The 24440-nt window shown below is 66.3% G+C and carries 24 protein-coding genes; 16 read left to right on the top strand and 8 right to left on the bottom strand.

All coding sequences use genetic code 11. The features are described from left to right. Positions 1 to 18: 18 nt before the first annotated feature. Complete coding sequence (locus ACFPO9_RS15690; protein ID WP_379772053.1) at positions 19 to 972, top strand: alpha/beta fold hydrolase; 954 nt, start codon at positions 19 to 21, stop codon at positions 970 to 972. 61 nt (positions 973 to 1033) lie between these two features. Here the strand turns inward: ACFPO9_RS15690 and ACFPO9_RS15685 are convergent, their stop codons facing one another. Together ACFPO9_RS15685 and ACFPO9_RS15680 are read right to left on the bottom strand one after the other, a co-directional pair. Then, entirely contained in the window at positions 1034 to 1744 is a 711-nt protein-coding gene (locus ACFPO9_RS15685) for a hypothetical protein (RefSeq protein WP_379772052.1), read from the bottom strand. 155 nt (positions 1745 to 1899) lie between these two features. Further along, complete coding sequence (locus tag ACFPO9_RS15680) at positions 1900 to 3168, bottom strand: serine hydrolase domain-containing protein (RefSeq protein WP_379772051.1); 1269 nt, start codon at positions 3166 to 3168, stop codon at positions 1900 to 1902. A gap of 106 nt (positions 3169 to 3274) precedes the next feature. Here ACFPO9_RS15680 and ACFPO9_RS15675 point away from each other — a divergent pair, with 106 nt between their 5' ends. Together ACFPO9_RS15675 and ACFPO9_RS15670 are read left to right on the top strand one after the other, a co-directional pair. Next, positions 3275 to 4261, top strand: coding sequence for an LLM class flavin-dependent oxidoreductase (locus tag ACFPO9_RS15675; protein WP_379772050.1), 987 nt, complete (start codon positions 3275 to 3277; stop codon positions 4259 to 4261). A gap of 204 nt (positions 4262 to 4465) precedes the next feature. Next, complete coding sequence (locus ACFPO9_RS15670) at positions 4466 to 4753, top strand: hypothetical protein (RefSeq protein WP_379772049.1); 288 nt, start codon at positions 4466 to 4468, stop codon at positions 4751 to 4753. Between the two features lie 117 nt (positions 4754 to 4870). On the opposite strand, the gene ACFPO9_RS15665 is transcribed toward ACFPO9_RS15670, so the two are convergent. Continuing rightward, positions 4871 to 5470 carry an isochorismatase family protein gene (locus ACFPO9_RS15665; RefSeq protein ID WP_379772048.1) on the bottom strand — a complete coding sequence of 200 codons (600 nt, stop codon included), beginning with the start codon at positions 5468 to 5470 and terminating at the stop codon, positions 4871 to 4873. 138 nt (positions 5471 to 5608) lie between these two features. Between ACFPO9_RS15665 and ACFPO9_RS15660 the strand changes: the two genes are divergently transcribed. Next, positions 5609 to 7318 carry a M1 family metallopeptidase gene (locus ACFPO9_RS15660; protein WP_379772047.1) on the top strand — a complete coding sequence of 570 codons (1710 nt, stop codon included), beginning with the start codon at positions 5609 to 5611 and terminating at the stop codon, positions 7316 to 7318. Positions 7319 to 7459: 141 nt separating this feature from the next. On the opposite strand, the gene ACFPO9_RS15655 is transcribed toward ACFPO9_RS15660, so the two are convergent. Both ACFPO9_RS15655 and ACFPO9_RS15650 read right to left on the bottom strand, forming a co-directional pair. Next, positions 7460 to 7879 (bottom strand): hypothetical protein, encoded by a 420-nt coding sequence (locus tag ACFPO9_RS15655; protein ID WP_379772046.1) that lies wholly within the window; start codon positions 7877 to 7879, stop codon positions 7460 to 7462. A 160-nt stretch (positions 7880 to 8039) separates the two neighbouring features. Then, on the bottom strand, positions 8040 to 10790 hold the full coding sequence (locus ACFPO9_RS15650) for a M16 family metallopeptidase (RefSeq protein ID WP_379772045.1): 2751 nt from the start codon (positions 10788 to 10790) through the stop codon (positions 8040 to 8042). 239 nt (positions 10791 to 11029) lie between these two features. Here ACFPO9_RS15650 and ACFPO9_RS15645 point away from each other — a divergent pair, with 239 nt between their 5' ends. The 4 genes from ACFPO9_RS15645 to ACFPO9_RS15630 all read left to right on the top strand — a co-directional run bounded on the left by ACFPO9_RS15645 (position 11030) and on the right by ACFPO9_RS15630 (position 14368). Beyond that, a complete protein-coding gene (locus tag ACFPO9_RS15645) occupies positions 11030 to 11308 on the top strand; it encodes a cysteine hydrolase family protein (RefSeq protein WP_379772044.1) in 279 nt (92 codons plus the stop codon). 28 nt (positions 11309 to 11336) lie between these two features. Beyond that, entirely contained in the window at positions 11337 to 13220 is a 1884-nt protein-coding gene (locus tag ACFPO9_RS15640) for an amidohydrolase (RefSeq protein WP_379772043.1), read from the top strand. Between the two features lie 2 nt (positions 13221 to 13222). After that, positions 13223 to 13903, top strand: coding sequence for a YoaK family protein (locus ACFPO9_RS15635; protein ID WP_379772042.1), 681 nt, complete (start codon positions 13223 to 13225; stop codon positions 13901 to 13903). A gap of 66 nt (positions 13904 to 13969) precedes the next feature. Further along, positions 13970 to 14368, top strand: a complete 399-nt coding sequence (locus tag ACFPO9_RS15630) for a hypothetical protein (RefSeq protein ID WP_379772041.1) — start codon at positions 13970 to 13972, stop codon at positions 14366 to 14368. 418 nt (positions 14369 to 14786) lie between these two features. Here ACFPO9_RS15630 and ACFPO9_RS15625 read toward each other — a convergent pair whose 3' ends face one another. Then, a complete protein-coding gene (locus ACFPO9_RS15625) occupies positions 14787 to 15410 on the bottom strand; it encodes a 2-hydroxychromene-2-carboxylate isomerase (protein WP_379772040.1) in 624 nt (207 codons plus the stop codon). 14 nt (positions 15411 to 15424) lie between these two features. Then, complete coding sequence (locus ACFPO9_RS15620; protein ID WP_379772039.1) at positions 15425 to 15802, bottom strand: hypothetical protein; 378 nt, start codon at positions 15800 to 15802, stop codon at positions 15425 to 15427. Between the two features lie 158 nt (positions 15803 to 15960). Between ACFPO9_RS15620 and mepK the strand changes: the two genes are divergently transcribed. The 8 genes from mepK to ACFPO9_RS15580 all read left to right on the top strand — a co-directional run bounded on the left by mepK (position 15961) and on the right by ACFPO9_RS15580 (position 21861). Next, positions 15961 to 16518: a peptidoglycan L,D-endopeptidase MepK gene (gene mepK, locus ACFPO9_RS15615; protein WP_379772038.1), complete on the top strand. Its 558-nt coding sequence runs from the start codon at positions 15961 to 15963 to the stop codon at positions 16516 to 16518. Positions 16519 to 16584: 66 nt separating this feature from the next. Then, positions 16585 to 17361, top strand: a complete 777-nt coding sequence (locus ACFPO9_RS15610) for a hypothetical protein (RefSeq protein WP_379772037.1) — start codon at positions 16585 to 16587, stop codon at positions 17359 to 17361. Continuing rightward, positions 17358 to 17675, top strand: a complete 318-nt coding sequence (locus ACFPO9_RS15605) for a hypothetical protein (RefSeq protein WP_379772036.1) — start codon at positions 17358 to 17360, stop codon at positions 17673 to 17675. Before ACFPO9_RS15610 ends, ACFPO9_RS15605 begins: the two co-directional genes overlap by 4 nt. 73 nt (positions 17676 to 17748) lie before the next feature. Beyond that, positions 17749 to 19107 carry a M20/M25/M40 family metallo-hydrolase gene (locus ACFPO9_RS15600; protein ID WP_379772035.1) on the top strand — a complete coding sequence of 453 codons (1359 nt, stop codon included), beginning with the start codon at positions 17749 to 17751 and terminating at the stop codon, positions 19105 to 19107. 12 nt (positions 19108 to 19119) lie between these two features. Further along, positions 19120 to 19563, top strand: coding sequence for a thioesterase family protein (locus ACFPO9_RS15595; RefSeq protein ID WP_379772034.1), 444 nt, complete (start codon positions 19120 to 19122; stop codon positions 19561 to 19563). 64 nt (positions 19564 to 19627) lie between these two features. Beyond that, the gene (locus ACFPO9_RS15590) at positions 19628 to 20236 is read left to right on the top strand and encodes an RNA polymerase sigma factor (protein ID WP_379772033.1); all 609 of its coding nucleotides are present in this window, start codon (positions 19628 to 19630) and stop codon (positions 20234 to 20236) included. Positions 20237 to 20250: 14 nt separating this feature from the next. Continuing rightward, entirely contained in the window at positions 20251 to 20742 is a 492-nt protein-coding gene (locus ACFPO9_RS15585) for a hypothetical protein (protein ID WP_379772032.1), read from the top strand. A 24-nt stretch (positions 20743 to 20766) separates the two neighbouring features. Then, the gene (locus ACFPO9_RS15580) at positions 20767 to 21861 is read left to right on the top strand and encodes a hypothetical protein (RefSeq protein ID WP_379772031.1); all 1095 of its coding nucleotides are present in this window, start codon (positions 20767 to 20769) and stop codon (positions 21859 to 21861) included. A 101-nt stretch (positions 21862 to 21962) separates the two neighbouring features. On the opposite strand, the gene ACFPO9_RS15575 is transcribed toward ACFPO9_RS15580, so the two are convergent. Beyond that, the gene (locus ACFPO9_RS15575; protein ID WP_379772030.1) at positions 21963 to 24353 is read right to left on the bottom strand and encodes a catalase; all 2391 of its coding nucleotides are present in this window, start codon (positions 24351 to 24353) and stop codon (positions 21963 to 21965) included. Positions 24354 to 24440 lie beyond the last annotated feature (87 nt).

Below are 24440 nucleotides of genomic sequence, written 5' to 3'. Positions count from 1 at the left end.
GGTGTGGAATACGAAACCATGACCGCACCCTCCACTCCCAAACCGAAGCGTCGCCTGCGGGTGATGCTATCCGCCGTGGCCGGCGTCTTGCTGGCCGCCCTGATCGTCCCGCCGCTGGCGCGCAACCTGGAACACGCCCCGCTCGACGCCTCGGCGCGGCGCCAGGCGCCCGGCCAGTTCCTCACGCTCTCGCACGGCATCGTCCACGTGCGCATGGCCGGCCCCGAACAGGGCCGCCCGGTGATCCTGGTGCACGGCTTTTCGGTGCCGAACTATGTGTTCGACCAGACCAGCGCCGACCTGGCCGCGAACGGCTTCCGCGTGATCCGCTTCGACCTGTACGGGCGCGGCTGGAGCGACCGTCCCGAGCTCGACTACGACCGCGAACTGTTCGCCAACCAGCTGCTGGAACTGATGGATACGCTGTATCTACCGAAGGCCGACCTGCTCGGCCTGTCGATGGGCGGCGCGATCGTCGGGCGCTTCGCCGCCGAGCACCCGGAGCGGGTGCGCAGCCTGGCGCTGGTGGCGCCCCTGACCGAGCCGCAGGACATCAGCGTGATGGCCTGGCCGGGCGTCGGCGAATGGTTGATGCGCACCTGGTATCTGCCGAAGCTGGCCGCCAGCCAGCTCGAGGACTTCCCGCACCCCGAGCGCGTGCCCGGTTGGGCCGAGCGCTTCCAGCCGCAGATGCGCTACGACGGTTTCGGCCGCGCGATCCTGTCGACCATGCGCCATGTGATCCCCGAATCCTCGCTGCCGGATTTCCGGCAGGTCGGCAAGACGGGGCTGCCGGTGCTGCTGGTATGGGGCGAGGCCGACAAAACGGTCCCGTACGTCCAGCACGCCGCGGTGCAGCGCGCGATCCCGCAGGCACAGTTCATCTCCCTGCCCGCGACCGGCCACCTGCCGGTGGTCGAGGCGCCGGCGCTGACCGATCCGCAGCTGGCGGCTTTCTTCAAGCGGAACTGAACGCAAAAAAACACCAGCCCGCAGGCTGGTGCTTTCGATGCTGCTGGCTGACCGGACGCGCTCAGTAGCCGCGGCCGCCGGAGGTCGGCGCAGGGGTGGTGCCCGTGCCGGTGGTGCCGGTGCCGGTGCCGGTGGTGCCGGTGGCGCTGGTGCCGCTGCCCGAACCCGAACCGGTGCCGCTCATGCCGGACGAGCTGGTGCCCGAGGTGCCGGTGCTGCCGCTCATGCCGCTGGTGCCGGTCGAGCCGGAACCCATGGTGCCGGTGGCGCCGCTGGTGCCGGACGAGCCGGTGCCGGTGCCCATGCTGCCGCTGCTGCCGCTGCTGCCCGACGATCCGGTGCCGGTGCCCATGCTGCCGCTGGTGCCGGAGGTGCCGGAGGTGCCGGTGCCGGTGCCCATGCTGCCGCTGCTGCCGGAGGTGCCGGTGCCCATGCTGCCGCTGCCCATGGTGCCGCTCGAGCCCGAGGAACCGCTGGTGCCCATGCTGCCGCTGCTCGAGGAGCCGCTGCTGCTGTCCATGCTCGAACCGCTGGACGAGCCGGTCCTGCCGCTGCTGCTCGAGCCCGAGCTGCTGCTATGTTTCTTCGCTTTCTTCTTGCTCGACTTGTGGGTCGTCGACTTGCCGGTGGTCTGGTCCGACTGCGAGCTCGCGCTGGTGGTGTCGCCGGTCGAGGAACTGCCGCTCGTCTGCGCCTGTGCATTCATGGTACCGAACATTGCCATTGCAACCGAAGCACCCAATAGGCCTTTCAGCAATTTATTCATTTTCATGTCGATCTCCTAATGTATATGGGGCAAGAAAAACTCAACAATATCAACTAGATACGTTGCGGACCCGCAGTGTAAGGCCCTCATGGCAAAGGGTGCGCGCGTTAGCCGTGCGGCAAAATATGACAAGAAAAACGCCGGGCAAGCCGGCGTCCTGATCAGTGCGTAGCGGCCACGGCCGGTGAGCCGGGCGGCTTCGCCACCCCGGCGCTTTCGGCGGCCAGCGTGCCCAGCCTGGTGTACAGCTCCAGCACATTGCTCTTGTCGTCAGGATAGACCCGGTTCGACAGCAGCACGTAGAAACTGCGCGAACCCGGATCGATCCACAGCACGCAGCCGGTAAAGCCCGTATGGCCATAGCTGCCTACCGGGAACACGGCGCCGCGCGGGCGCACGGCATATGGCGAATTGATGTCCATGCCCAGGCCGCGCAAGGCCTCGATGCCGCCCGGGGACTGCACGGTCGTCAGCAGGCGCACGCTTTCCGGACTGAGGATGCGCACGCCGTCCAGCTCGCCATTGTTCAGCAACATGCGCGCATAGCGGGCGATGTCATGGGCGGTGGTGAACACGCCGGCCGAGCCGGCCACCCCGTCCATGCGGCGCGCGGTCGGATCGTGCACCACGCCCTGCAGCAACTGGCCGGGCGCCAGGTCGCCGTGGGCCGAGCCCTCGCCTTCGCGGCCCTTCTGGGTCGGGGCGATCAGGGCGGCGTCGCTGCCCGGGCGGCGCAGCGGCAGGTAGCCGGTATCGCGCATCCTGAGCGGCTCGAAGATGCGGGTGCGCGCGAATTCGTCCAGCGGCATGCCGGACACCTTGTGCACCAGTTGGCCCAGCAGGATGTAGTTGATGTCCGAATAACGGAAGAAAGTGCCGGGCGGATGCGTCACCACCTGGCTGCAGGCCAGCGCATGGGCGGCGGCATCGCCGTGCCAGGTGGGTTTGGCCGGCAGACCGGCAGGCAGGCCCGAGCTGTGGGTCAGCAGGTGGCGGATCGTGATCGTCTCCTTGCCGCCGTTCGCGCATTCCGGGAAGTAATCCGTCAGCCTGGCGTCGAGCGCGATCCTGCCCTCTTCCGCCAGCTTCAGGACCGAGGGCGCGGTCGACAAGACCTTGGACAGGGAAGCCGCGTCGAACAGGGTGCCGGTATGGACGGCGCGCGCATCGGGCTCATAGCTGAGCTTGCCATACGCCTGCTCGTAGACGGCGCCCTCATGCTCGACGTGCACCACGGCGCCCGGCAGCTTGTGCGCGGCGATGGCTTCCTGGACGGCGGCGTCGATTTGCGGCAGGCGCGCGGCGTCCAGCCGGCCTTGCGGGGTGGCGGGCGCGTCGAGGCGGCCGTGGACGCAGCCTGTGGCCAGCATGGCAACACAGGCGGCGGCAATCAGGGAACGGATGGGAGGACGAAAGGCGGATCGGATCATGAGGCGTTCGCTTGCGGGGTGAAGCAATGCATCATAGGCAGGCGCCCAGGCGGGGTCAAGCGGGGCGCCGTCTGCGAGAAAAAAACGATCGGCGTATCATGGCCCCATGATTCCTCTCTCGATACTCGACCTCGCCCCCATCGTTGAGGGCGGCACCGCTTCCGATTCCTTCCGCAACTCGCTCGACCTTGCCCAGCATGGCGAGCGCTGGGGCTACAATCGCTTCTGGCTGGCCGAACACCACGGCATGCCGGGCATCGCCAGTGCGGCGACGTCCGTCCTGATGTGCCATGTTGCCAACGGTACCTCGACGATCCGCATCGGCGCCGGCGGCATCATGCTGCCGAACCACTCACCACTGGTCATTGCCGAACAGTTCGGCACGCTCGCCTCGCTGTTCCCGGGCCGCATCGACCTCGGCCTGGGCCGCGCGCCCGGCTCGGACCACACGACCGCGCGCGCGCTGCGCCGCAACCTGGCCTCCGATGCCGACGAGTTCCCGCAGGACGTGGTGGAGCTGATGGATTACTTTGCCGATTCGCCGCGCAGGCAAGTACGCGCGGTGCCCGGCGCTGGCCTCGACGTGCCGGTCTGGATCCTCGGCTCCAGCCTGTTCGGCGCCCAGCTGGCGGCCGCGCTCGGCCTGCCGTACGCCTTCGCCTCGCACTTCGCGCCGCAGATGATGCTGCAGGCGATCGAGCTCTACCGCGCCACCTTCCGTCCCTCGGCCCAGCTCGACAAACCTTACGTGATGCTCGGCTTTAACGTGTTCGCGGCCGACACCGATGCCGAAGCGCACTTCCGCGCGACCTCGATGCAGCAGGCCTTCATCAACCTGCGCAGCGGCCGCCCGACCAAGCTCAAGCCGCCGGTCGAGGGCTACCTCGATCTGCTGAGCCCGCCGGAACGGTCCATGCTGGACTCGGTCCTGTCGTGCTCGGCCATCGGCTCGCCCGCCACCGTCTCGGCCCAGCTGAAAGCCTTCATCGAACGCACCGGCGCGGACGAACTGATGGTCACCTCGCAGATCTTCGACCACGCCGCCCGCCTGCGCTCCTACGAAATCACGGCCGACATCGCCCGCGGCTCTTAATCTTCCTCAAACCGGGGTCAGACCCCGAATTTTGGCAACTGCTCAGTAGATATTTCCAAAAATCGGGGTCTGACCCCGGTTTTTGGAAACTGCTCTTCGTCAACCGGAGTGGGGCCGGGATCGTTGTTTTCGTTGGGTGGCGTACAGTCGGCTGGGACCACCAGGCCTAGGCTAGCCACATCGATCTACTAATGGAGTCCTGTCATGAACGCCAAACTGATTGCTGCATCCCTCGTCCTCTCGCTGGCCTCGACCGGCGTCGCCTACGCCAAGCCCAGCTGCCTGAAAGGGGCGGCCGCGGGCGCCGTCGGCGGCCACTTCCTCGGCAAGCACCACGTGCTCGGTGCGGCCGTCGGCTGCGCCGTGGGCCACCACATGTCCAAGAAGCAGGAGCGCGAGCAGGCCCAGGCGCAGGCTCGGGCGAATGCCCAGGCTCAGGCGGACGCCAACGCCCGCGCGCAGAACGGCCAGGCGCCGGCTGCCCGCCGTTAACACTGCGCATTTCTGAGCGCCTGCAACGGGCTCAGGGCAAGGCGCATCGGCGAAGACAGTACGCTAGTACGGCGAGCCGGTGCAACGCCGCCATGAGGCCGTTGCAGGCGCTCAGGCTCAGGCGTCGCCGGTGCCTGCTTGCAACGCGTCGATCAGAGCGCGCGTCGACCTGACGCGCCCCATGTTGCGGAACACGTTCTCGCAGCAGTTCTTGTGCGCGTCGCCGCTGCCGCTGCCGCTGCTCATCGCATCTTCAGCAAAGACCAGTTCGTAGCCACGGTCGAAGGCCGCGCGCGCGGTCGACTCGACGCCGTAGTTGGTGGCGATGCCCGCCATGATGATGGTCTTGATGCCGCGCCGGCGCAGCAGCTGGTCGAGCTCGGTGCCGTAGAAGGCGCCCCACGTCCGCTTGGTCACCACGTGGTCCTGGGCCTGCACCTGGGCCGACGCCGCCATGTGCGATGCTTCCGGCGGCGGGGCCGGCGTGCCGGGCTTGAACATCGGGTTGTCGGCGGGCGGCAAGCGCAGCTCGTCCAGCTGCACGCGCACGAAAATCACCATGCCGCCGCGGTCGCGCATTTCGCTGGCCAGCAGCACGCAATTGCCGACCACCCGCTCGGCCGGATGCGGGGCCAATTCCCTTTGTACATTGAAGTTCTGCAGGTCGATCTGCACCAGGGCAGTACGGCCGATGTCGATATTCAGGTTCTTGTCCATTGATTCCTCCTTGACCAAAGTATTCACCAGACGCGCGGCAAGCGGCGCGCGCTGCGCCCGCCGTTAATACAGACCGGCCAGAGTCTCTGTGATAAATTGCCCCGGGATCAACAATAGAGACGGCAAACGCCGCACACCATGAAGAAAATCGCCATCGCCGGCGCCAGCGCGCTGCTGGCGGCTTGCAGCACCACCCAGCCTCCTCTCACCGATTACAGCACCGGCTCCGGCGCCGCCCGCAGCGAAGCCCAGCAAGCCCTCGAATTCGACAAGGCCGACCTCAAGCTGCGCATCGAGCCCGCTACCCGCAGCATCGCCGGCGACGTCACGCTGACCTTCGGCACCCGTGCGCAGCTGTCCAGCATCGAGCTCGACCTCGACCGCAACCTGCCGATCGACGCCATCGCCGTCGACGGCCAGCCGCTGCCCGCCACCGGCTGGCGCAATCCGGAAGGCAAGCTGACCATCGATTTGCCCCATCCGCTGGAACCCGGCAAGCAGGTCGCCGTGCGCGTGCAGTACCACGGCAAGCCCCACGTGGCCAAGAAGGCGCCCTGGGACGGCGGTTTCGTCTGGTCGCGGACGCCGGACGGCCAGCCCTGGGTGGCCAGTGCCGTGCAGGGCGAAGGCTGTGACCTGTTCTGGCCCTGCATCGACCACCCGACCGGGAAAGCGAAACTCGTCGACGAACACATCACCGTGCCGGCCCCGCTGGTGGCGGCCGGCAACGGCATCGCCATGGGCATGGACGAAAAGGATGGCTGGCGCACGTATCACTGGCGCACGAAGAACCCGAGCACCTACGGCATCTCGGTCAATGTCGGGCCCTACCAGCTGCTGTCCGGCGAATACCGCAGCCGCTACGGCAATGTCATTCCGCTGCGCATGTGGTACCTGCCGCAAAACGAAAAAGGCGCAAAGGAACTGTTTGCCGAGTTCACGCCCATGCTGGACTTCTTCGAGAGCACGATCGGTCCCTACCCCTTCGGCGACGAAAAGATGGGCGTGGTCGAGACCCCGCACCTGGGCATGGAGCACCAGACCATCAATGCCTACGGCAACAAATACGCGAAGACGGCCTACGGCTACGACGAGCTGCTGCAGCACGAATTCGCCCACGAATGGTTCGGCAACCAGCTGACCAACGCCACCTGGGACGACATGTGGCTGCACGAGGGACTCGGCAGCTACATGCAGCCGCTGTACATGCAGAGCCTGCGCGGCGACCTCGAATATTTCGCCTGGCTGATGCGCCAGCGCGGCCTGATCGAGAACAAGGCGCCGATGGTGTCCGGCAAGCCGCGCCTGGAAGAAGACGTCTACGACACCAAACGCGGCGGCCCCGGCCAGGACATCTACAACAAGGGCGCGCTGGTCATGCACACCTTGCGCAACCTGATCGGCGACGAAGCCTTCTTCCGCGCTGTGCGCGAAGAAGTCTACGGCACGCCCGACCCGCGCCCCGGCAACTTCGCGCCGCGCTACGGCACGACACCGGAATTCATGGCCATCGTCAAGCGCGTGAGCGGCCGCGACCTGGACTGGTTCTTCCAGGCTTACCTGTACCAGAAGGCGTTGCCGGAACTGCAGGCGACGCGCAGCGGTTCTTCGCTGCAGCTGGCGTGGAAGACGGAAAAGAACACGCCCTTCCCGATGCCGGTGGAGGTGAAGGTCGGGGATCGCGTGGTGAGCGTGCCGATGACGGATGGTCGCGGCAGTATTGCGCTGGCGGAAGGAATGGCTTATACGCTGGATCCGCATTCGAAGCTCCTGCGCAGGGAGCAGCATGTCGAGCGCTACCACGAGTGGCAGGAGGAGATGAAGAAGAAGCGGGAGAAGGCTTCGTAAAACGTCGTTCCCGCGAAGGCGGGAACCCAAGCTCGTCGAATACCACTAGCGATTGACGTCAGTGGTACGCGCAAAACTTGGGGCCCCGCCTGCGCGGGAACGACGGTCTTCAAGCAAACAACGTTTGCTTACGCTAACGAATTATTTCGAAGCGTTCTGCATCTTCTCGCCAGTACGCTCCAGCGCGCGGCCGGTTGCGGCGGTCGCATCCTTCGCGCCTTCCTTCACGTTCGCAGCGGCTTCCTTCGATTCCTGGCGCACTTCGGCGCCGGCTTCGTGCATGTTGGCGGCGGCGCGATCGGCAGCGGCGTCGACTTTCACGGCGGCGCGGTCGGTGGCGGCGTCGATTTTCTCGCCGGCGCGGTCGGCGGCGGCGTTGGCATTGGCGGCGGCTTCACGGGTCGTCGCGGCGGCGTTGGCGCCCGCATCGTCGACGGCCTTGCCCGCGGCCTGGGCCGGCCCCATGCCGTCGGTAGTGGTCGTTTCGGCCTTGTGGCAGCCGGTCATCAGCACGGCAGCAGCAAGAACGATGCTCGAGAGAGAAATGGTCGTGGTCTTCATGGTGGGCTCCTGTTGTTATTAAATAAACAAAGTGTATGGACGTATCCTACACGCCCAAAACCCCGCGCACGATTGCCAATTGTGCCAAACCGTAACAAAAAATCATCTTCCGTGAGGCAGCGCACGCAGTCCGGTTACATCTGTTTGCAAACGCGGCCGCTCAGGGCAGCAAATTTCCATCGGCATCGATCTTGCGTACCTCGCCGAGGCCCAGGCCCCGCACATCGGCCTCGACCTTTCTCATGTCGCCCACCACGATCCATAGCTGCTGCTTCGGCAGCATCGTCCGCGCCGCCAGCGCGTTCAGCGCGGCCGCGCCCAGGCCCAGCACCTTGTCCGTGTAAGTGTCGTAATAGTCCTCGGGCAGGCCGTACTGCAGGATGGTGGCGTAGCCGTTGCTGAGCTGGGCGATGGTCTCGAAGGCGCCCGGCAGGCCGAGGGTCTCGTTGTCCTGGGCCGCCTTCAGTTCAAGCTGGGTGATCGGGCGCGCGCTGGCGATGTCGGCATATTCGCGCACCAGCTCGCGCAGGGCCGGCGCGGTCTGGTCGGTCTGCACCGGCGAACCGCTGAACAGGATGCGCTGTCCCCTTGCCGCCACCAGCGAGGAACCGGCGCCGTAGGACCAGTGCTTGTCTTCGCGCAGCTTCATGTTCAGGCGCGAGCTGAAGGTGCCGCCGAAGACGTCGTTCAGCAGGTTCAGCGCCACCGCATCCGGCGTGTTGCGCGGCGGCGCCAGTTGGGCGCCCACGATGTCGCTCTGCAGCGCGCCCGGGCGGTCGATCAGGTAGATGACGGTCTTGTCCGGCTGCGCCACCTGCGCCACGTTTTTCGACGGCGCCGCGCCCTGCCGCCAGCCGGCGAAGGCCTTTTCCAGCAGGGGTTTCAAGGCCGCCATGCTGGTGTCGCCCACCACCAGCAGGGTCGCGTTGCCCGGCTTGAACCAGGCCTGGTGGTAGCGCACCAGGTCGGCCCGTGTCATGCGCGCCACCGCGGCCTCGGTGCCGGTGCCGCTCAGCGGCAGGCCGTAGGCGTGGTCCTTGCCGTAGAGGAGCCCCGGCAGCACGCGCAGCGCCATCGCCCGCGGCACCGTCTTTTCCCGGGCGATGGCGGCGATGCGGTCGCGCTGCAGGCGCTCGAAATCCGCCTGCGGGAAGGATGGGTCCAGTACCAGCTCGGCGTACAGGCCCAGCGCGCGCGGCAGGGTCGGCGCCAGCACGTTCATGTTGACGAAGGCGCCGTCCAGGTTGGTCGCGGCGCCGAAGGAGGCGCCCAGCGCTTCCAGTTCGGTGCCGATCTGCAGCGACGACCGCGTGCGCGTGCCCTCTTCCAGCATGCGCAGCGTCAGGCTGGCCAGGCCGGGCAGCGCGTGCGAATCGGAGGCGAAGCCGGCATCGATCATCATCGACAGGTTCACGACCGGCGCAGCGTGGCGCTCGGCCAGCACCACCTTCAGCCCGTTCGACAGCTGCGCCGACTGCATGGGCGGCAGGTGCAGCTTTTCGGGATGGCCGGGCGGCGGCCCCTTGCTGCGGTCCAGCGTGGTGAGCGTTGGCGCGAGGCCGGCCGGGAAGGGATCGACCTGCAGCACATAGTCGCCGTCGCCGAGCCAGGCGAGCATGGCCTGCTTCACCATGGCCGGCGTGGCGGCCTGGATGCGCTTCAGGTAGGTCTTGTAGCAGTCCGGGTCAGCGGTAAACGTCATGCAGCGCGCCAGCATGTCGCTCTTGCCGCCGAAGCCGCCGACGCGTTCGACGACGCGCGCGTACTGCGCCAGGATCGCCGTCTTCGCTCGGCGCAGCTCGTCCTCGCGCGGCCCGGTCTTCATCAGGACGCGCAGCTCTTCATCGGCGATGCGTTCCATGCGCGCGGCGTCGGCGCCGGGACGGGCGGTGAGGTTGACGCCGAACTGGCCGGCGATCTCGCTCGAGTCGTCGCTGGAAAACGCGGAGGTGGCCAGCTGCTCCTTCACCACCAGGCGCTGGTAGAGGCGCGAGGTCTTGCTGCCGCCCAGTACATGGGCCGCGAGGTCGAGCAGCGCTTCTTCCGGCGTGTCGGCGCCCGGCACGTTCCACACGCGATAAATCCGCGTCTGCGGCACGCGGTCCTGCACGCTGCCGCGGTGGGTGCCGCTGCGCTTGGCGATCCATGCCCGCTGCCTGGCCACCGGCGGGCCGGGCGGGATGTCGCCGTAGTACTTCTCGACCTTCTCGCGCGCCTGCGCGGGCGTGAGGTCGCCGGCCAGCACCAGCACCACATTGCCCGGGCCGTAGTTCCCGCGGAACCAGTCGGTCACGTCCTTCATCGAGGCGGCGTCGAGGTCTTCCATCGCGCCGATCGTGGTCCAGGAATACGGATGGTTCGCCGGCCAGGTGTTCCCGGTGACGATCTGCTCGACCACGCCATAGGGCTGGTTCTCGCGCTGGCGCTTCTCGTTCTGCACCACGCCGCGCTGCAGGTCCAGCTTCTTCTGGTCCAGCGCACCTAATAAATGCCCCATGCGGTCGCTTTCGGCAAACAGCGCGTAGTCCAGCATCGAGGCCGGCACGGTCTCGAAGTAGTTGGTGCGGTCCTTGTTGGTGGTGCCATTCAGGTCGCTCGCGCCGATGCCTTCCAAAGCGGAGAGAAAGGTCTTGTCGAAGTTGGCGCTGCCCGAAAACATCAGGTGCTCGAACAGGTGGGCGAAGCCGGTCTTGCCCGGTTTCTCGTTCTTGGAGCCGACGTGGTACCAGGTGTTGACGGCCACCACCGGCGATTTGTGATCCTCATGCACAAGTACGGTCAGGCCGTTCTTCAGCACGAATTTCGTATAAGGGATGTCGGGGATGGGGATGTCGACGGCACTTTGCGCCGCGGCCGGCGGGACCGGCATCGGCATGGCCAGCAGCAGGGCCAGAAGCATGGACGGGCGCATGCGCTACCTCCTGGAGTCCGGGGCGCCCATTCTAAGCCGCAGCGCCGCCCGCACGGATCATGGCCAGCCGGTGAGCATTCGAAAATTTCGATGAAACATGCGCAAATAATCCGTTTTTCATTGCCAATCCGGCATCGCATAATGCTTCCATCGCAGCGAAACACACAGCAGGATGAAGCTTCGAAGGGATCGACGAATTTTTTCCATGGCCTGCTGGACCCAAACTGAAGGAGCACATCATGAACAACCCGAAACTGGAAGTCCTGACCCCGCAGAACTCGCAGCTGATCATCATCGACCACCAGCCGCAGATGGCCTTCGGCGTGCAGTCGATCGACCGCCAGACCATGAAGAACAACGTGGTCGGCATGGCCAAGGCCGTGATGAAGATCGTCACCGAACACTCGGGCGCCTACGGCATGGGCGTCGACTACGCCTGCACGATGGTCCACAAGGCCGCGGCGCGCAACCAGGGCCATAACGAGGTGCTGGCGCCGGTGCCTGCCCCGGTTCGCTGATACCATCTTCAAAAACAGGGAGTCCGACATGCAGGCATCATCGACCGCGGCCAAGTCGCCAACGCTCATCCTCATCAACGGCAAGTTCGCGACGCTCGACCGCGAGCAGCCCGACGCCAGCGCGGTCGCCATCCGCGACGGCCGCTTCCTCGCCGTCGGCAGCGTCGACGAAGTGATGCGCCACCGCGACGCCGGCAGCCAGGTCGTCGACCTGAACGGCCGCACCGTGATCCCGGGCCTGAACGACTCCCACCTGCACCTGATCCGCGGCGGCTTGAACTACAACCTCGAGCTGCGCTGGGAAGGCGTGCCCTCCCTGGCCGACGCCCTGCGCATGCTGAAGGAGCAGGCCGACCGCACCCCGCATCCGCAGTGGGTGCGTGTGGTGGGCGGCTGGAGCGAGTTCCAGTTTGCCGAGCGCCGCATGCCGACCCTGGACGAGATCAACGCCGCCGCGCCGGACACGCCGGTCTTCGTCCTGCACCTCTACGACCGCGCCCTGCTGAACCGCGCCGCCCTGCGCGCCGTCGGCTACACGAAGGACACGCCGAATCCGCCCGGCGGCGAGATCCAGGTTGATGCCGCCGGCAACCCGACCGGCATGCTGATCGCCCGTCCCAACGCGATGATCCTGTACGCGACCCTGGCGAAAGGCCCGAAGCTGCCCTACGACCTGCAGGTGAATTCGACGCGCCAGTTCATGCGCGAGCTGAACCGCCTCGGCATCACCAGTGCGATCGACGCCGGCGGCGGCTTCCAGAATTATCCCGACGATTACGCCGTCATCGAAGAGCTCGACCGCAAAAGGCAGCTGACGATCCGCATCGCCTACAACCTCTTCACCCAGAACAAGGGCCAGGAGCTGGAAGACTTCCAGCGCTGGACGAAAATGGTGACGCCGGGCCAGGGCAGCGACTGGTACCGCCACAACGGCGCCGGCGAGATGCTGGTGTTCTCGGCGGCCGACTTCGAAGACTTCCTGGAACCGCGCCCGGAACTGGCGGCCGGCATGGAAGACGAACTGGAAAAGGTGGTGCGCCATTTGGTGGCGAGCCGCTGGCCCTTCCGCCTGCATGCGACCTACGACGAATCCATCACGCGCATGCTGGGCGTGTTCGAGAAGGTCGATCGCGAGATCCCCTTCGACGGCCTGCACTGGATGTTCGACCATTGCGAGACCATCAGCCAGCACAACATCGAGCGCGTCAAGGCGCTGGGCGGCGGCATCGCCATCCAGCATCGCATGGCCTTCCAGGGCGAGTACTTCGTCGAGCGCTACGGCGCCGACGCCGCGCGCGCCACGCCGCCCGTGAAACACATGCTGGCGACCGGCGTGCCGGTCGGCGCCGGCACCGACGCCACCCGCGTGGCCAGCTACAACCCCTGGACCGCGCTGTACTGGCTGGTGAGCGGACGCACCGTCGGCGGCCTGCCGCTGTATGGCGAGAATGGCCTGCTCGAGCGCAGCATCGCGCTCGATCTGTGGACCTCGGGCAGCGCCTGGTTCTCGAACGAGCAAGGCCGCAAGGGCCGCATCCAGGCCGGCATGCTGGCCGACCTGGCGGTGCTGTCCGCTGACTTCTTCAGCGTGCCCATCGATGCGATCAAGGCGCTCGAATCGGTGCTGACCGTGGTCGGCGGCGCGATCGTCTACGGCGCGGCCGAGTTCACCAGCCTGGGGCCGCCGCCGATTCCGGTGCTGCCCGAGTGGTCGCCGGTGCAAAAGGTGCCGGGCCACTGGCGCCGCGCCGCACCGCAGCCGCCGCAAGCGCAGGTGGCGATGCCGCACCAGTGCAGCGGCCCGTGCGGCGTGCACGCCCACCAGCACGACAAGGCCCGCAAGTCGACCGTGCCGGTGCAGGATTTCGGCGGCTTCTGGGGCGCCTTCGGCTGCAGCTGCTTCGCGTTCTGATCATGACGGCGCCTGACTTCGCACGCCTGCAAGGCGTCGGCATGGGCTTCCTGGCCGGCTACGTCGACACCCTCGGCTTCGCCGCCCTGTTCGGCCTGTTCACCGCCCACGTCACCGGCAACTTCGTGCTGATCGCGGTGGCGCTGGCCGATCCTGGCCAGACGCCGACGCTACTGAAACTGTTGGCCTTCCCCGCCTTCATCCTCGGCGTGGCCGCGGCCCGGCTGCTGGTGGCCAGCTGCGAACGGCGCGGCAGGCCGGCCGTCAAGCCGTCCTACCTGCTGCAGCTGGTGCTGCTGATCGGCTTCATGGTCTGCGGCATGCTGGCCGAGCCGGTCAGCCGCCAGGTCGGCGCGCTGGCGATGGCGGCCGGCCTGTTCGGCGCGGCGGCGATGGGCGCGCACAGCGCCGCCAGCAAGCTGCTGCTGACCCACCTGGCGCCGACCTCGATGATGACCGGGAACGTGACCCAGCTGGTGATCGACACGGTCGACCGGCTGCGCGGCGCGGCCGATGCGGCGACCAGGGCCCGCTGTGCGAAATTCTTCTGGCCGGTGCTGGCGTTTGCGCTGGGCTGCGGGGCGGCGGCGTTTGCCTATCTGGCGGTGGGCTTCGTGGCGCTGATCGTGCCGGTGGCGATCCTGGCCCTGCATTTGTGGCTGCCGGAGCCTGCGGCGCAATGAATAAAGCCAGCTGTACCAGCCGAGTCTTGATACCATGTGAAAATCACAAGATCAAGAGGCTCCCGAATGAGACATGCTTTTACAGCAGCTTTCGTCGTCGCAGCGTCCGTATCGGCTCATTGCTTCGCCATGAGTCCGGTTACCGTGACTAAAGGTCCGCCGGCATCGGTGGAAATCCAGGTTCACAAGTACGGCGTCCACGAGTTTTACTTGACCCGCCCGGCAGGCCCGCTCTCGTATGTTCCTTCAGGGCTGCAAATCAGGCTGACTCGCGGTGCGTATCCCAATATTTTTCAGGTCGACCTTGCCTACAAGGAGCTGCCGGACGGGCGTATCTATTTTCGGGTAGATGTCCCCGAAGAGGAAGCGTCTGACTACGAAATCCGGGTCGTCGATATGGCCAAAGGCGGCGTATGGTACGAATTATATTCAGGTAAATTGACTACCTTAATTACCGATAAATGAATCGTCCGTGACGTCATCCAGATGTGATCGATGCGCCGCCACCGCATCGACGATGGCGCGAAACACGTTCAGGTCGACGCCGCTGGCGAGCATGAGGACGACGACGGGCGCTTGCGCGGACCAGCGCTTCCGCCTTGTTTCATGATTTGACGCGATGGAGCGCGCACAGCTTGTTCCCGTCCGGGTCGCGCACATGGGCCAGGTAGAGCGGGCCGAATCCATTGTCGCGCATGCCCGGCGGCTCTTCGATCGAGACGCCGCCATGCGCGATCGCTCACGCAGAAGGTGCTGCCCTCGTGCCGGTGGAACAGGCGCGTGTGGCCCGAAGGCGCGCGGCTGCGGAAGGCTTCGCCCGCGCCCAGCGCGCCGAGCACGGCGTCGTAGAAGCGCCTGGATTTGTCGATGTCGTTCGTGCCGATCATGACGTGACTGAACCTGCTTTATCTCCTGTCGTGGTTGTGGCGTAAGCGATGGCGTCTTCGAGACGGTCGTTCCCCCAGAACATCTCGTCGCCGATGAAGAACATCGGCGCGCCGAAGATGCCGCGGGCCTGGGCTTCGGCGCTGCGTGCGCGCAGCGCGGCCTTGCAGGCGTCGGTTTTCGCTGCGGCGATGATGGCCGCACTGCCGGCGCCGAGTCCGTCGAGGATGCCGGCGATCAGGGCTTCGTCGCCGATCTCGCGGTCGTCCGCGAAGTTGGCCAGCATGACCCGCTCGCAGAAGCCGGCCAGCCAGGGCGCGCCTTCGCCCTGCAGCGCGACGCGCGCGGCCAGCAGCGCATTACGCGGGAAGACCGAGGGACGCTGCCAGCGCAGGGCGTATTTGGCGCACTGGCGCTGCATGTCGCGCCACACGTAGTTGCCCTTCATGGTCTGCAGCACGAAGGGCGAGCTCTCCCATCCCAAGGTCTTGAAGATCGGGCCCAGCATGAAAGGTTTCAGTTCGACCCGCAGGCCGGCTTCCTGCGCCAGGCGCTGGATGCGCATCATGCTCAGGTAGCTGTAGTTGCTGCCGAAGTCGAACCAGAATTCGATGGTCTGCATGGGCTCTGTTCCTGTCAGTCGTAGATGAGGAGGCAGCGGATCTCGATGCTCTCGCGCGGCGGCGTCCCTGGCGGCGTGGCCGGATGCGCGAACGCGGCGTGCGGCGCATAGCATGCCATGCGCTGCGCCGAGGCGGGCGTGAAATCGCAGTGGACGCGCGTGGCGGTCTGTTCCAGCGAAACCTTATCGATGTAGAAGGCGCCGCTGTTGACATCGGTGGCCAGGAAAAACGCTAGCCGCGTCAGCTTGCCGGTCGCAATGAAGCTGCCGCTCGATTGGGTGTAGGCAAAGTCCAGCCGCTCATGCCCTGCTCGAAGCCGCCGTTGACGATGCGGTTGGCGTGCGCACTGGCCATGGCGGCTGCCATGCTGAGACCGGCGGCGATGTTGCAAAGAGCCCTATTTATGTTTTTTCTAGTGAAATTTTTCCATATGTAAAAAATTTCGACAGTTGTAGTTCTAGGCTGACACCCCTTGGGGAACTTATCCGCTACATCCCCTGCGCATGAGGCGTATGATGTCCCCTTGACGAACAGCACAAGGGAAAGCTCATGAACCAACGACGCTCCTTCCTCAAAAGCTCCGCCATGCTGGCTTCCGTGATCGGTGCACCGGCAGTCATCAAATCCGCCAGGGCCGCCACCGTTCCGGGTACGGCGCCTCCGAACGAGCGCATCCTGCGCCTCTATAACACCCACACCGGCGAGAGCCTGCGCAGCATTTTCTGGGCGGAAGGCCAGTTCATTCCGGAAGCACTGCAGGACATCAACAAGTTGCTGCGCGACCACCGCAACAACAAGATCTCGGCCATGGATCCGCAGCTGCTGGTGCTGCTCGACCGCATCAGCGCCCAGTACGGCAGCCATCCGACCTTGCACGTGATTTCGGGCTACCGTTCGCCGGAAACGAATGAGAAGCTGCACGAGAACACGCCGGGTGTGGCGAAACACAGCCTGCACATGGAAGGCAAGGCCATCGACGTCCGCGTGCCGGGCCAGGACATTGCAAAGCTGCACAAAATCGCGATGTTGCAAAAAGCCGGCGGGGTCGGCTATTACCCGGACTCGCAATTCGTCCACATGGACGTCGGCCGCGTTCGTCACTGGTAAGCCGGTGCACCCATGCGGCGGCTGCGCGGTCTTCTGCCTGTCCTGTTCTGTTGTGCCTGGCCAGCAATGGCCCTGGCGCAGCAGGCGCAGCCTCAGGCTTCGGCTGAACCGAAGCCACAAACCGTCACGGTCACCTCGACCCGCGATCCGGTCGACAAGTCCTATCGCAAGATGATCCGCGGCATGGAACGCTTCGAGCGCGAGCACGCGCTGGCGCCCCAGGCCGGCTTGCGCTTCCACCTGCTGCCACGCACGCCCGGCGTGAACATGCACGGCATCACGCTGCGTGCGCTCGGCGACCACCTTGCCCTGCCGATTCCCGTCGCCGACGACAATACCTTCACCCTGCCGCGCAACGAGCAGGCCTTGCGTGAAGACGCCGCCGTGATTGCCAACCGCAAGACCACCAGCATGACCTGGCGCGCCCAGGTCATCACGCCCGGCTTGCCGCCAGGTACGCGGCGCCTCGGCGACTTGCGGCTGGAATGCCTGGTCGGCATGGAGGCAGGCCTGGTGTCGAACAGTTCGCCGCTGTTCGGCTGGATCTCGAATGCCCTGACGACGCCGGAACAGGTTTGCAACAGCCCGGACGGCAACTTCCTGTTCTTCAGCGAGCGCCCCATTTTTTCGGTGATCCTGCGCGCCGGCGCGCGCAGCGAGATCCTGCCCTTCCGCATGCTTTACGCCGGCGGCGAGCAGACCCGCGAGATGCTGCCCTTCTGCGATTGCCAGGTCCTGCTCGACCGCACCTATTACGCGCCGATCTGGGACCGCAGCTGGCCGGACGACGCCCTGGTCAGCTTCGAGTACATGGATGAGCCTTCGGCGGAGGTGAAGCCATGAGGCACCTGCTCGCGATGTCCGCCATGGCGCTGGCATTGGGCGGCTGCGCCACCGGCTCGAATGAACCTGGCAAGATCGTCGCCGAGGACCGCTTTGCCCAGCTGGTCGTGCCCGGCCGCACCACGCGTGCCGAGCTGCTGGCCGCCTTTGGTCCCACCAAAACGGTCGGCTTCGACAGCGGCATGGAAGCCTGGCTGTACGAAGCCGATGCCGGCGGCGGCCGCCACACCGAGCTGGTGCTGCTGCTGGACCGCGCCGGCACCGTCCAGAAAATGCGCCGCCGGCCGGCCTACCCGACCGACAAGCCGCGCTGAACCGGCCCTGTCCATACAGCCGGCGGACGCGAATCGGTGTACAGTTGAGCATCCTTATTTCTGGAAAGATCCGATGCGCGGGAGCGTAAAGACCATGCTGGCCCTGGCCGCGGCCATGACGGTGCAGCTGGCGGGAGCACAGGAACCCGCCCAGCCGGCAACTCAGCAGCTGAGCCCGGTAGAACGGCAGATCGTGGCCGAAATCCACGCCCACGCCCCGCAAGCCCTGGAGCTGCTCCGGCAAAGCGTGCTCATCAACAGCGGCACGATGAACCAGGCGGGCGTGCGCGCCGTCGGCAAGCTGTTCCGCGACCAGTTCGACGAACTCGGCTTCAAGACCCGCTGGATAGCCCTGCCGCCCGAGATGCAGCGCGCCGGCCACCTGCTGGCCGAACTCCCCGCGAATCGCGACAGCCGCGGCAAGCGTTTGATGCTGCTCGGCCACCTCGACACCGTCTTCGAGCCGGGCAACACCACGCCGGCCTGGGAGCCGCAAACAGAGGCCGACGGCAGCGTCCGCCGCATCAAGGGCCAGGGCGTGTCCGACATGAAGGGCGGCGACGTCGTCATCGTCGAAGCCCTGCGTGCGCTGAAGCGGGTGGGCGCGCTCGAGGGCAGGCGCATCGCCGTCATGCTGACCGGCGACGAGGAAGAAGCCGGCAACCCGAAAACCGTCTCGCGCGGCGACGCAGTCGAATTGGCCAAGCGCAGCGACGTCGCCCTCAGCTTCGAAGGCAGCATCACCAACAAGGACGGCATGGCGGCCGCGACAGTCGGCCGCCGCTCGACCGCCTTCTTCGAGCTGGAAGTCAAGGGACGCCAGGCGCACTCGATGGGCGTGTTCGGCCCGGGCGGCTATGGCGCCGTGTACGAGGCGGCGCGCATCCTCGACGCTTTCCGCCAGCAGGTCGTGGAGCCGGGCCTGACCTTCAATCCCGGCGTGATCCTGGGCGGCACCGAAGTCGCCTTCGACGACGAACACTCGCGCGGCACCGCCTTCGGCAAGACCAACGTCATCGCGAATACCGTCACCGTGAAAGGCGACCTGCGCTACCTGGACTATCCCCAGCGCGACCGCGCCCAGGCGCGCATGCGCGAGATCGTCGCCCAGAGCCTGCCCGGCGCCAGCGCCAGCATCAACTTCCGCGATTCCTACCCGCCGATGGCGGTCACGCCCGGCAACCTGAAGGTGCTGGAACAATATTCGCGGGCCAGCCAGGACGCCGGATTGGGCCCGATCGGCGCGGTGCCGCCGGAGTCGCGCGGCGCCGGCGACATCCAGTTCGTCGCGCCCTTCATCGACAGCCTCGACGGCCTGGGCGCCAGCGGCGGCGGCGCGCATTCGCCCAACGAAAGCCTGGAAGTGGCATCCATCGAGCGCAGCGCGATCCGTGCGGCACTCCTCATTTATCGCCTGACACGCCAGGACTGATTTTTCAAGACTATGGCACGCCTACATTTAGACTTCCCCGAAGACCAGTACTACTACACGACCCTGCTGACGGTGCGCGTCACCGACATCAATGCCGCCAACCATCTCGGCAACGACTCGATGATCTCGATGATCTCCGAGGCGCGCGCCCGCTTCCTGTTCGAGTTCGGCGTCCCCGAAACCGAGCGCGACGGCACCGGCATCATCGTCACCGACCTGGCCACCACCTACCGCGCCGAAGCGCATGCGCGCGACCAGCTGCTGTTCGAAGTCGGCGTCATGGACTTCAACAAGTACGGCGGCGACATCATCTTCCGCATCAGCCGTCCGAAGGACAAGAAGCTGGTGGCGATGGCCAAGCAAGGCTTCGTCTTCTTTAACTACAAGACCAGCCAGGTGGTCGCCATGCAGGAGGATTTCCAGGCGAAATTCGACCGCGTGAACTGGATCGATTAAAAAATCCAGAAATAGCTGGAACTTTTCTGGTTCCTGGGCGGAATATGGGTAAATACCGACACCCATGAACACGACCGCCACCACCAACGACACCGACCTGCTGCGCGCCATGCGCGGCGGCGCTGCGGACGCCTTTTCGGCGCTGTATCGGCGCCACCAGGGTCCGCTGTACCGTTTTGCGCTGCTGCGCTGCGGTTCGGATGCCACCGCCGCCGACGTGGTGCAGGAAGCCTTCATGGGCCTGCTGACCGAACGCTTCCGCTTCGATCCGCTGCGCGGTCCCCTGCAGGCCTTCCTGTTCGGCGTGGCGCGCAACCTGATCCTGAAGCTGGAGGAAGGCCGCCAGCGCCACGTCGCCCTGCCCGCGATCGAGGCCGCGCAGGACGGCGACGACGATGCCGAGCTGGATCTGCCGCTGGACGACGGCGGGCCGCTGGCGCGCGTGCTGGACAACGAGGCCGCCGAGCAGGTGCGGCGCGCCCTGGCCCAGCTGGCGCCGCACTACCGCGACGTCGTCATCCTGTACGAAATGCACGAACTTTCCTACGCCGAGATCGCCGACATCTGCCAGGTCGACATCGGCACCGTGCGCTCGCGCCTGTCGCGCGGCCGCGCAGCCCTGGCCAAGCGCCTGGCCGGATGGCGCACCGCGCCCGACCTGGCGCAAGCATGAGAAGGATCCAAACCATGGACAACCGAGACCCGCTAGATCCGCTGTTCGACGCCCTGCGCGGCGAGATGGCGAAGCTGGACGCCCCGCGCGGCGTCGAGAAAGAGCTGCTGCAGGCTTTCGCCCGCCAGTTTCCGCAAAAGAAGCGCTGGTACCAAACGCTGGCGCTCAAGCGCTGGGCGCTGGCCGGCGGCCTCTCGACCGCGGTCACGGCCCTCACCGTGTTCAGCCTGGTGCTGCACAACCCGCGCCTGGGCGCCGATCCGGACGCCGGCAGCCGCGCCCTGGTAGCGCGCAGCGGCGGCGGCCTGTTCATCGCCCTCGAATCGCTTGATCGCATCGAAAGCGAACCGGCGCCGCGCGTGGTCGAAACCGAAGTGTCCCGCAGCAGCCTTGCGCCGCTGGGGATCCCCCTCACGCCGGAAAACGCCGGCGATACCGTCAAGGCGGAGATGCTGCTCGGCGCCGACGGCCAGCCGCTGGCCGTGCGACTGACTTCCATCGATTAATCATTGAATGAAACAGAGGATGCCATGAAGACCAACAAACTGATGATTGCCGCACTGCTGGCCAGCCTGGGCCTCCCCGCCCTGGCCGAGGAAGGCCCGGCCGAACAGGCAGGGACCACCACGCGCATCATTGCCCGCGGCGCGGACGGCGGCTACCGCGTCGACGGCCTGGGCACGATGTTCATCGCCCCCGGCGTGCACGTCGGCGCGATCAAGAACGCGCCGTACAGCGCCCAGATGGTGACCGAGCGCCAGCAGAACCTGTCGGACGGCAATCAGATCGCGGAGCGCCACACGACCATGGCTTACCGTGACAGTGCCGGCCGCACGCGCCAGGAAGTGGTGGATGCCAAAGGCGAGCTGAAAGTCGTCACGATCCACGATCCGGTCGCCGGCGCCACCTGGATCCTGAAACCGCAGGACCGTACGGCAACGAAGATCGCCCGTCCCGGCGAGGCGGAGCGGCTGGCCGCCCGCCAGGCGGCGGAAGCGGCGCGCAAGGCAGGCGAGGCAGGCCGGAAGGCAGGCGAGGAGGCCCGCGCCCGCATCGAACAGATGCGCAAGGATGGCACCCTTCCCACCATCGAGCGCCACAAGCTGGCGGACGGCTCGGAAGAGGTCATCGTCAAGCGTGTCGTGCGCGCCGATGCAGGTGCGCGTCATGAGATCCAGGAGAACGTGCGCGTGCAGGTATCGAAGGCAATGGAGGCGCATGGCGCCGCCCTGCGCGACATGCAGGTGCGCCTGGCGCCGCTCACCGCCGGCGCCTTCGGCGACATGAAATGGGCCTCGAAGGCGAACACCAAGGATCTCGGCAGCCGCGACTTCAACGGCGTCAAGGCGGAAGGAAAACTGCGCAGCTACGAGATCCCGGCCGGCGAGATCGGCAACCGCAACCCCATCGTGGTGGCGGACGAGACCTGGTATGCGCCGGACCTGCAAGTGACCGTCTACACCAGGCACAGCGACCCGCGCAGCGGCGACACCGTATTCCGCCTGGACAGCCTGAAGCGCGAGGAACCGGCCGCCAGCCTGTTCGCGGTGCCGGCCGACTACACGGTCAAGGAGCCGCTGGCCAAACTGGCCGAAAAGGCTGAAAAGGCCGGCAAGGCGCAGTAAGTAAAACGCCGGCAAGGGCCGGCGTATACAGTTTTCACTGGGATGCGGGAACTCTCCTCCGCTTCAGGCCCGGCGCCTGCGCCGGGCCTTTTTTGCGTCGCTTACACCATCGGCGGATCGGTCTCGCGCACGAACGCGCGATGGCCGGCCAGCGCCGCCTCGAAGGCATCGAGCTTGCCGTCCACCAGCAGCGCCGGGTCGGGCGAGCCGTCAGGCAGCGCCGTCGGGATCATCGCCTTGGAAAGCAGGTCCGCGCCGCTGCCCAGCACCAGGATCGGTTTGCAGTGGCGGTACTGCTCGCGCACGAAGTCGATCGCATGGGCGTTACGCGCCAGCCCATCCGCCGCGCCGTCCGGCACGATCATGCCGTCGTACATCACCGACGGCCCGGCTTCCAGCGAGATCTCGACGTCGAGCGCGGCGCCGTCCGCCGCCTTCACCTTGCCCAGCATATTGCCCACCAGGCGAGGCACCGCGCCGCTCTTCAGCAGGCCCGCGTACAGCTTGCCGACCTGGGTGCCGTCCACGCCCGGCGCCACCAGGATCGCGACGCGCCGGGTGCGCACGCCGGTTTCGCCCGGACGGCTCAGCAGCGACAGGGCCGGCGACGGCGCGTACTCCGGCACCTCGCCCTGGTAGTCGCGCGGCAGCGGTTCCGGCACGTCCATGCCCAGCCCCTCAGCCACCTTGGCCGCCAGTGCATCGTCGACGTTCGCCAGCAGCGCCAGGATGCGCTGGCGCACCATCGGCGTCTGCACGCGCGTCAGCTCGAAGCGGAAGGCGTTGGCGATGTGGGCCTGCTCGGCAGGGGTCTGGCTGTTGTAGAACAGGCGCGCCTGGCCGTAGTGCTCGGCGAACAGTTCGGGGTTGCCGCGCACCTTGTCCTCGGTGGTGAAGCGCTCGGGGAAGCTGGTGAAGCCGCGCTTGCCGGCCTGGAACGGACAGCCGCCGCCCAGCGAGTTCGGTTCGTAGTTCACGCGGCCGCGCGCGATCGCCTGGCGGTGGAAGCCGTCGCGCTGGTTGTTCTGGATCTGCACGACCGGCGAATTGATCGGGATCTCATGGAAGTTGGGGCCGCCCAGGCGCGTGATCTGGGTGTCCAGGTAGGAGTGGTTGCGGCCCTGCAGCAGCGGATCGTTGCTGAAGTCGATGCCCGGCACGATGTGGGCGGTGCAGAAGGCAACCTGTTCCGTCTCGGCAAAGAAATTGTCCGGATTGCGGTTCAGGACCAGGCGGCCGACCGGCGTCAGCGGCACCAGCTCTTCCGGCACCAGCTTGGTGGCGTCGAGGATGTCGAAGGGGAAGGACGCGGCCTGCTCCTCGGTGAAGATCTGCAGGCCCAGTTCCCATTCGGGGAAATTGCCGGACTCGATGGCTTCCCACAGGTCGCGGCGATGGAAATCGGGATCGGCGCCGGAAATGCGCACCGCCTCGTCCCACACCAACGAATGGGTGCCCTGCAGCGGCGTCCAGTGGAATTTCACGAAGCGCGACTCGCCCTGGGCATTGATCATGCGGAAGGTGTGCACGCCAAAGCCCTGCATGGTGCGGTAGCTGCGCGGGATCGCGCGGTCCGACATGACCCACATCAGCATGTGCGCGATTTCCGGCGACAGGCCGGCGAAATCCCAGAACGTGTCGTGCGCGGTGGCCGCCTGCGGCATGGCGTGGTGCGGTTCCGGCTTGGCGGCATGGACCAGGTCCGGGAACTTCATCGCATCCTGGATGAAGAATACGGGAATGTTATTGCCGACCAGGTCCCAGTTGCCTTCGTCGGTATAGAACTTGACGGCAAAGCCGCGCACGTCGCGCGCGACGTCGGTCGAGCCGCGCTCGCCGGCCACGGTCGAGAAGCGCACGAACACCGGGGTTTGCTTGCCCTTGGCGGCGAAGGGCGCGGCGCGGGTCAGGCTGCTGAAATCGTCGTAGGCTTCGAAAAAGCCGTGCGCCGCCGAACCGCGCGCATGCACCACGCGCTCGGGAATGCGTTCGTGGTCGAAATGGGTGATCTTTTCGCGCAAGATGAAGTCTTCCATCGCGGTCGGCCCGCGCAGGCCGATCTTCAGCGAATGCTGGTTGTCCGCCACCGGCACGCCCTGGTTGGTGGTCAGGTGGCGGTCGGCGGGGTCGACGCGCACGCGGTCGAGCGGCGCCACGGTCGGGTTTTCGCCCTGCGGCGGCGTGCCGCTGCCGACCTTGTCGGAGCTGACGATCTCGCTGCTGGTGCTGCCGGTGGCGGCATGGGTGGAAGGCTGGTGGTGGTCGCCCTCGGCCGGGGTGCGCGAGGCGTCGCCGTATTCGCCCGGCTTGTTTGGGTTGAACGGCATGTCGGCAGCCAGCTGCTTTTCCGCGGCGGCCTTGTCGAACAGCCGCTGCTCGACCGGGTTGGCGCCTTTGGGCGCGCTTGGCGGCGCGGCATCGGACGGGCCGGCAACGGTGCTCAGTACCGAACCGGCGCCATCTGCGCCGGAAGTCTTCTTGGGGGCGGTCATCCTGTCCTCGTCTGTTTGACTACATTGATAGGACGATCAACATAGCCGACCAGGCAAGGACACCACGGTTAGTTCACTAACATATGC

The organism is Massilia aerilata, from assembly GCF_042656905.1.
Lineage (GTDB): Bacteria > Pseudomonadota > Gammaproteobacteria > Burkholderiales > Burkholderiaceae_D > Telluria > Telluria aerilata.
This window is presented reverse-complemented; position numbering and strand designations above follow the sequence as displayed.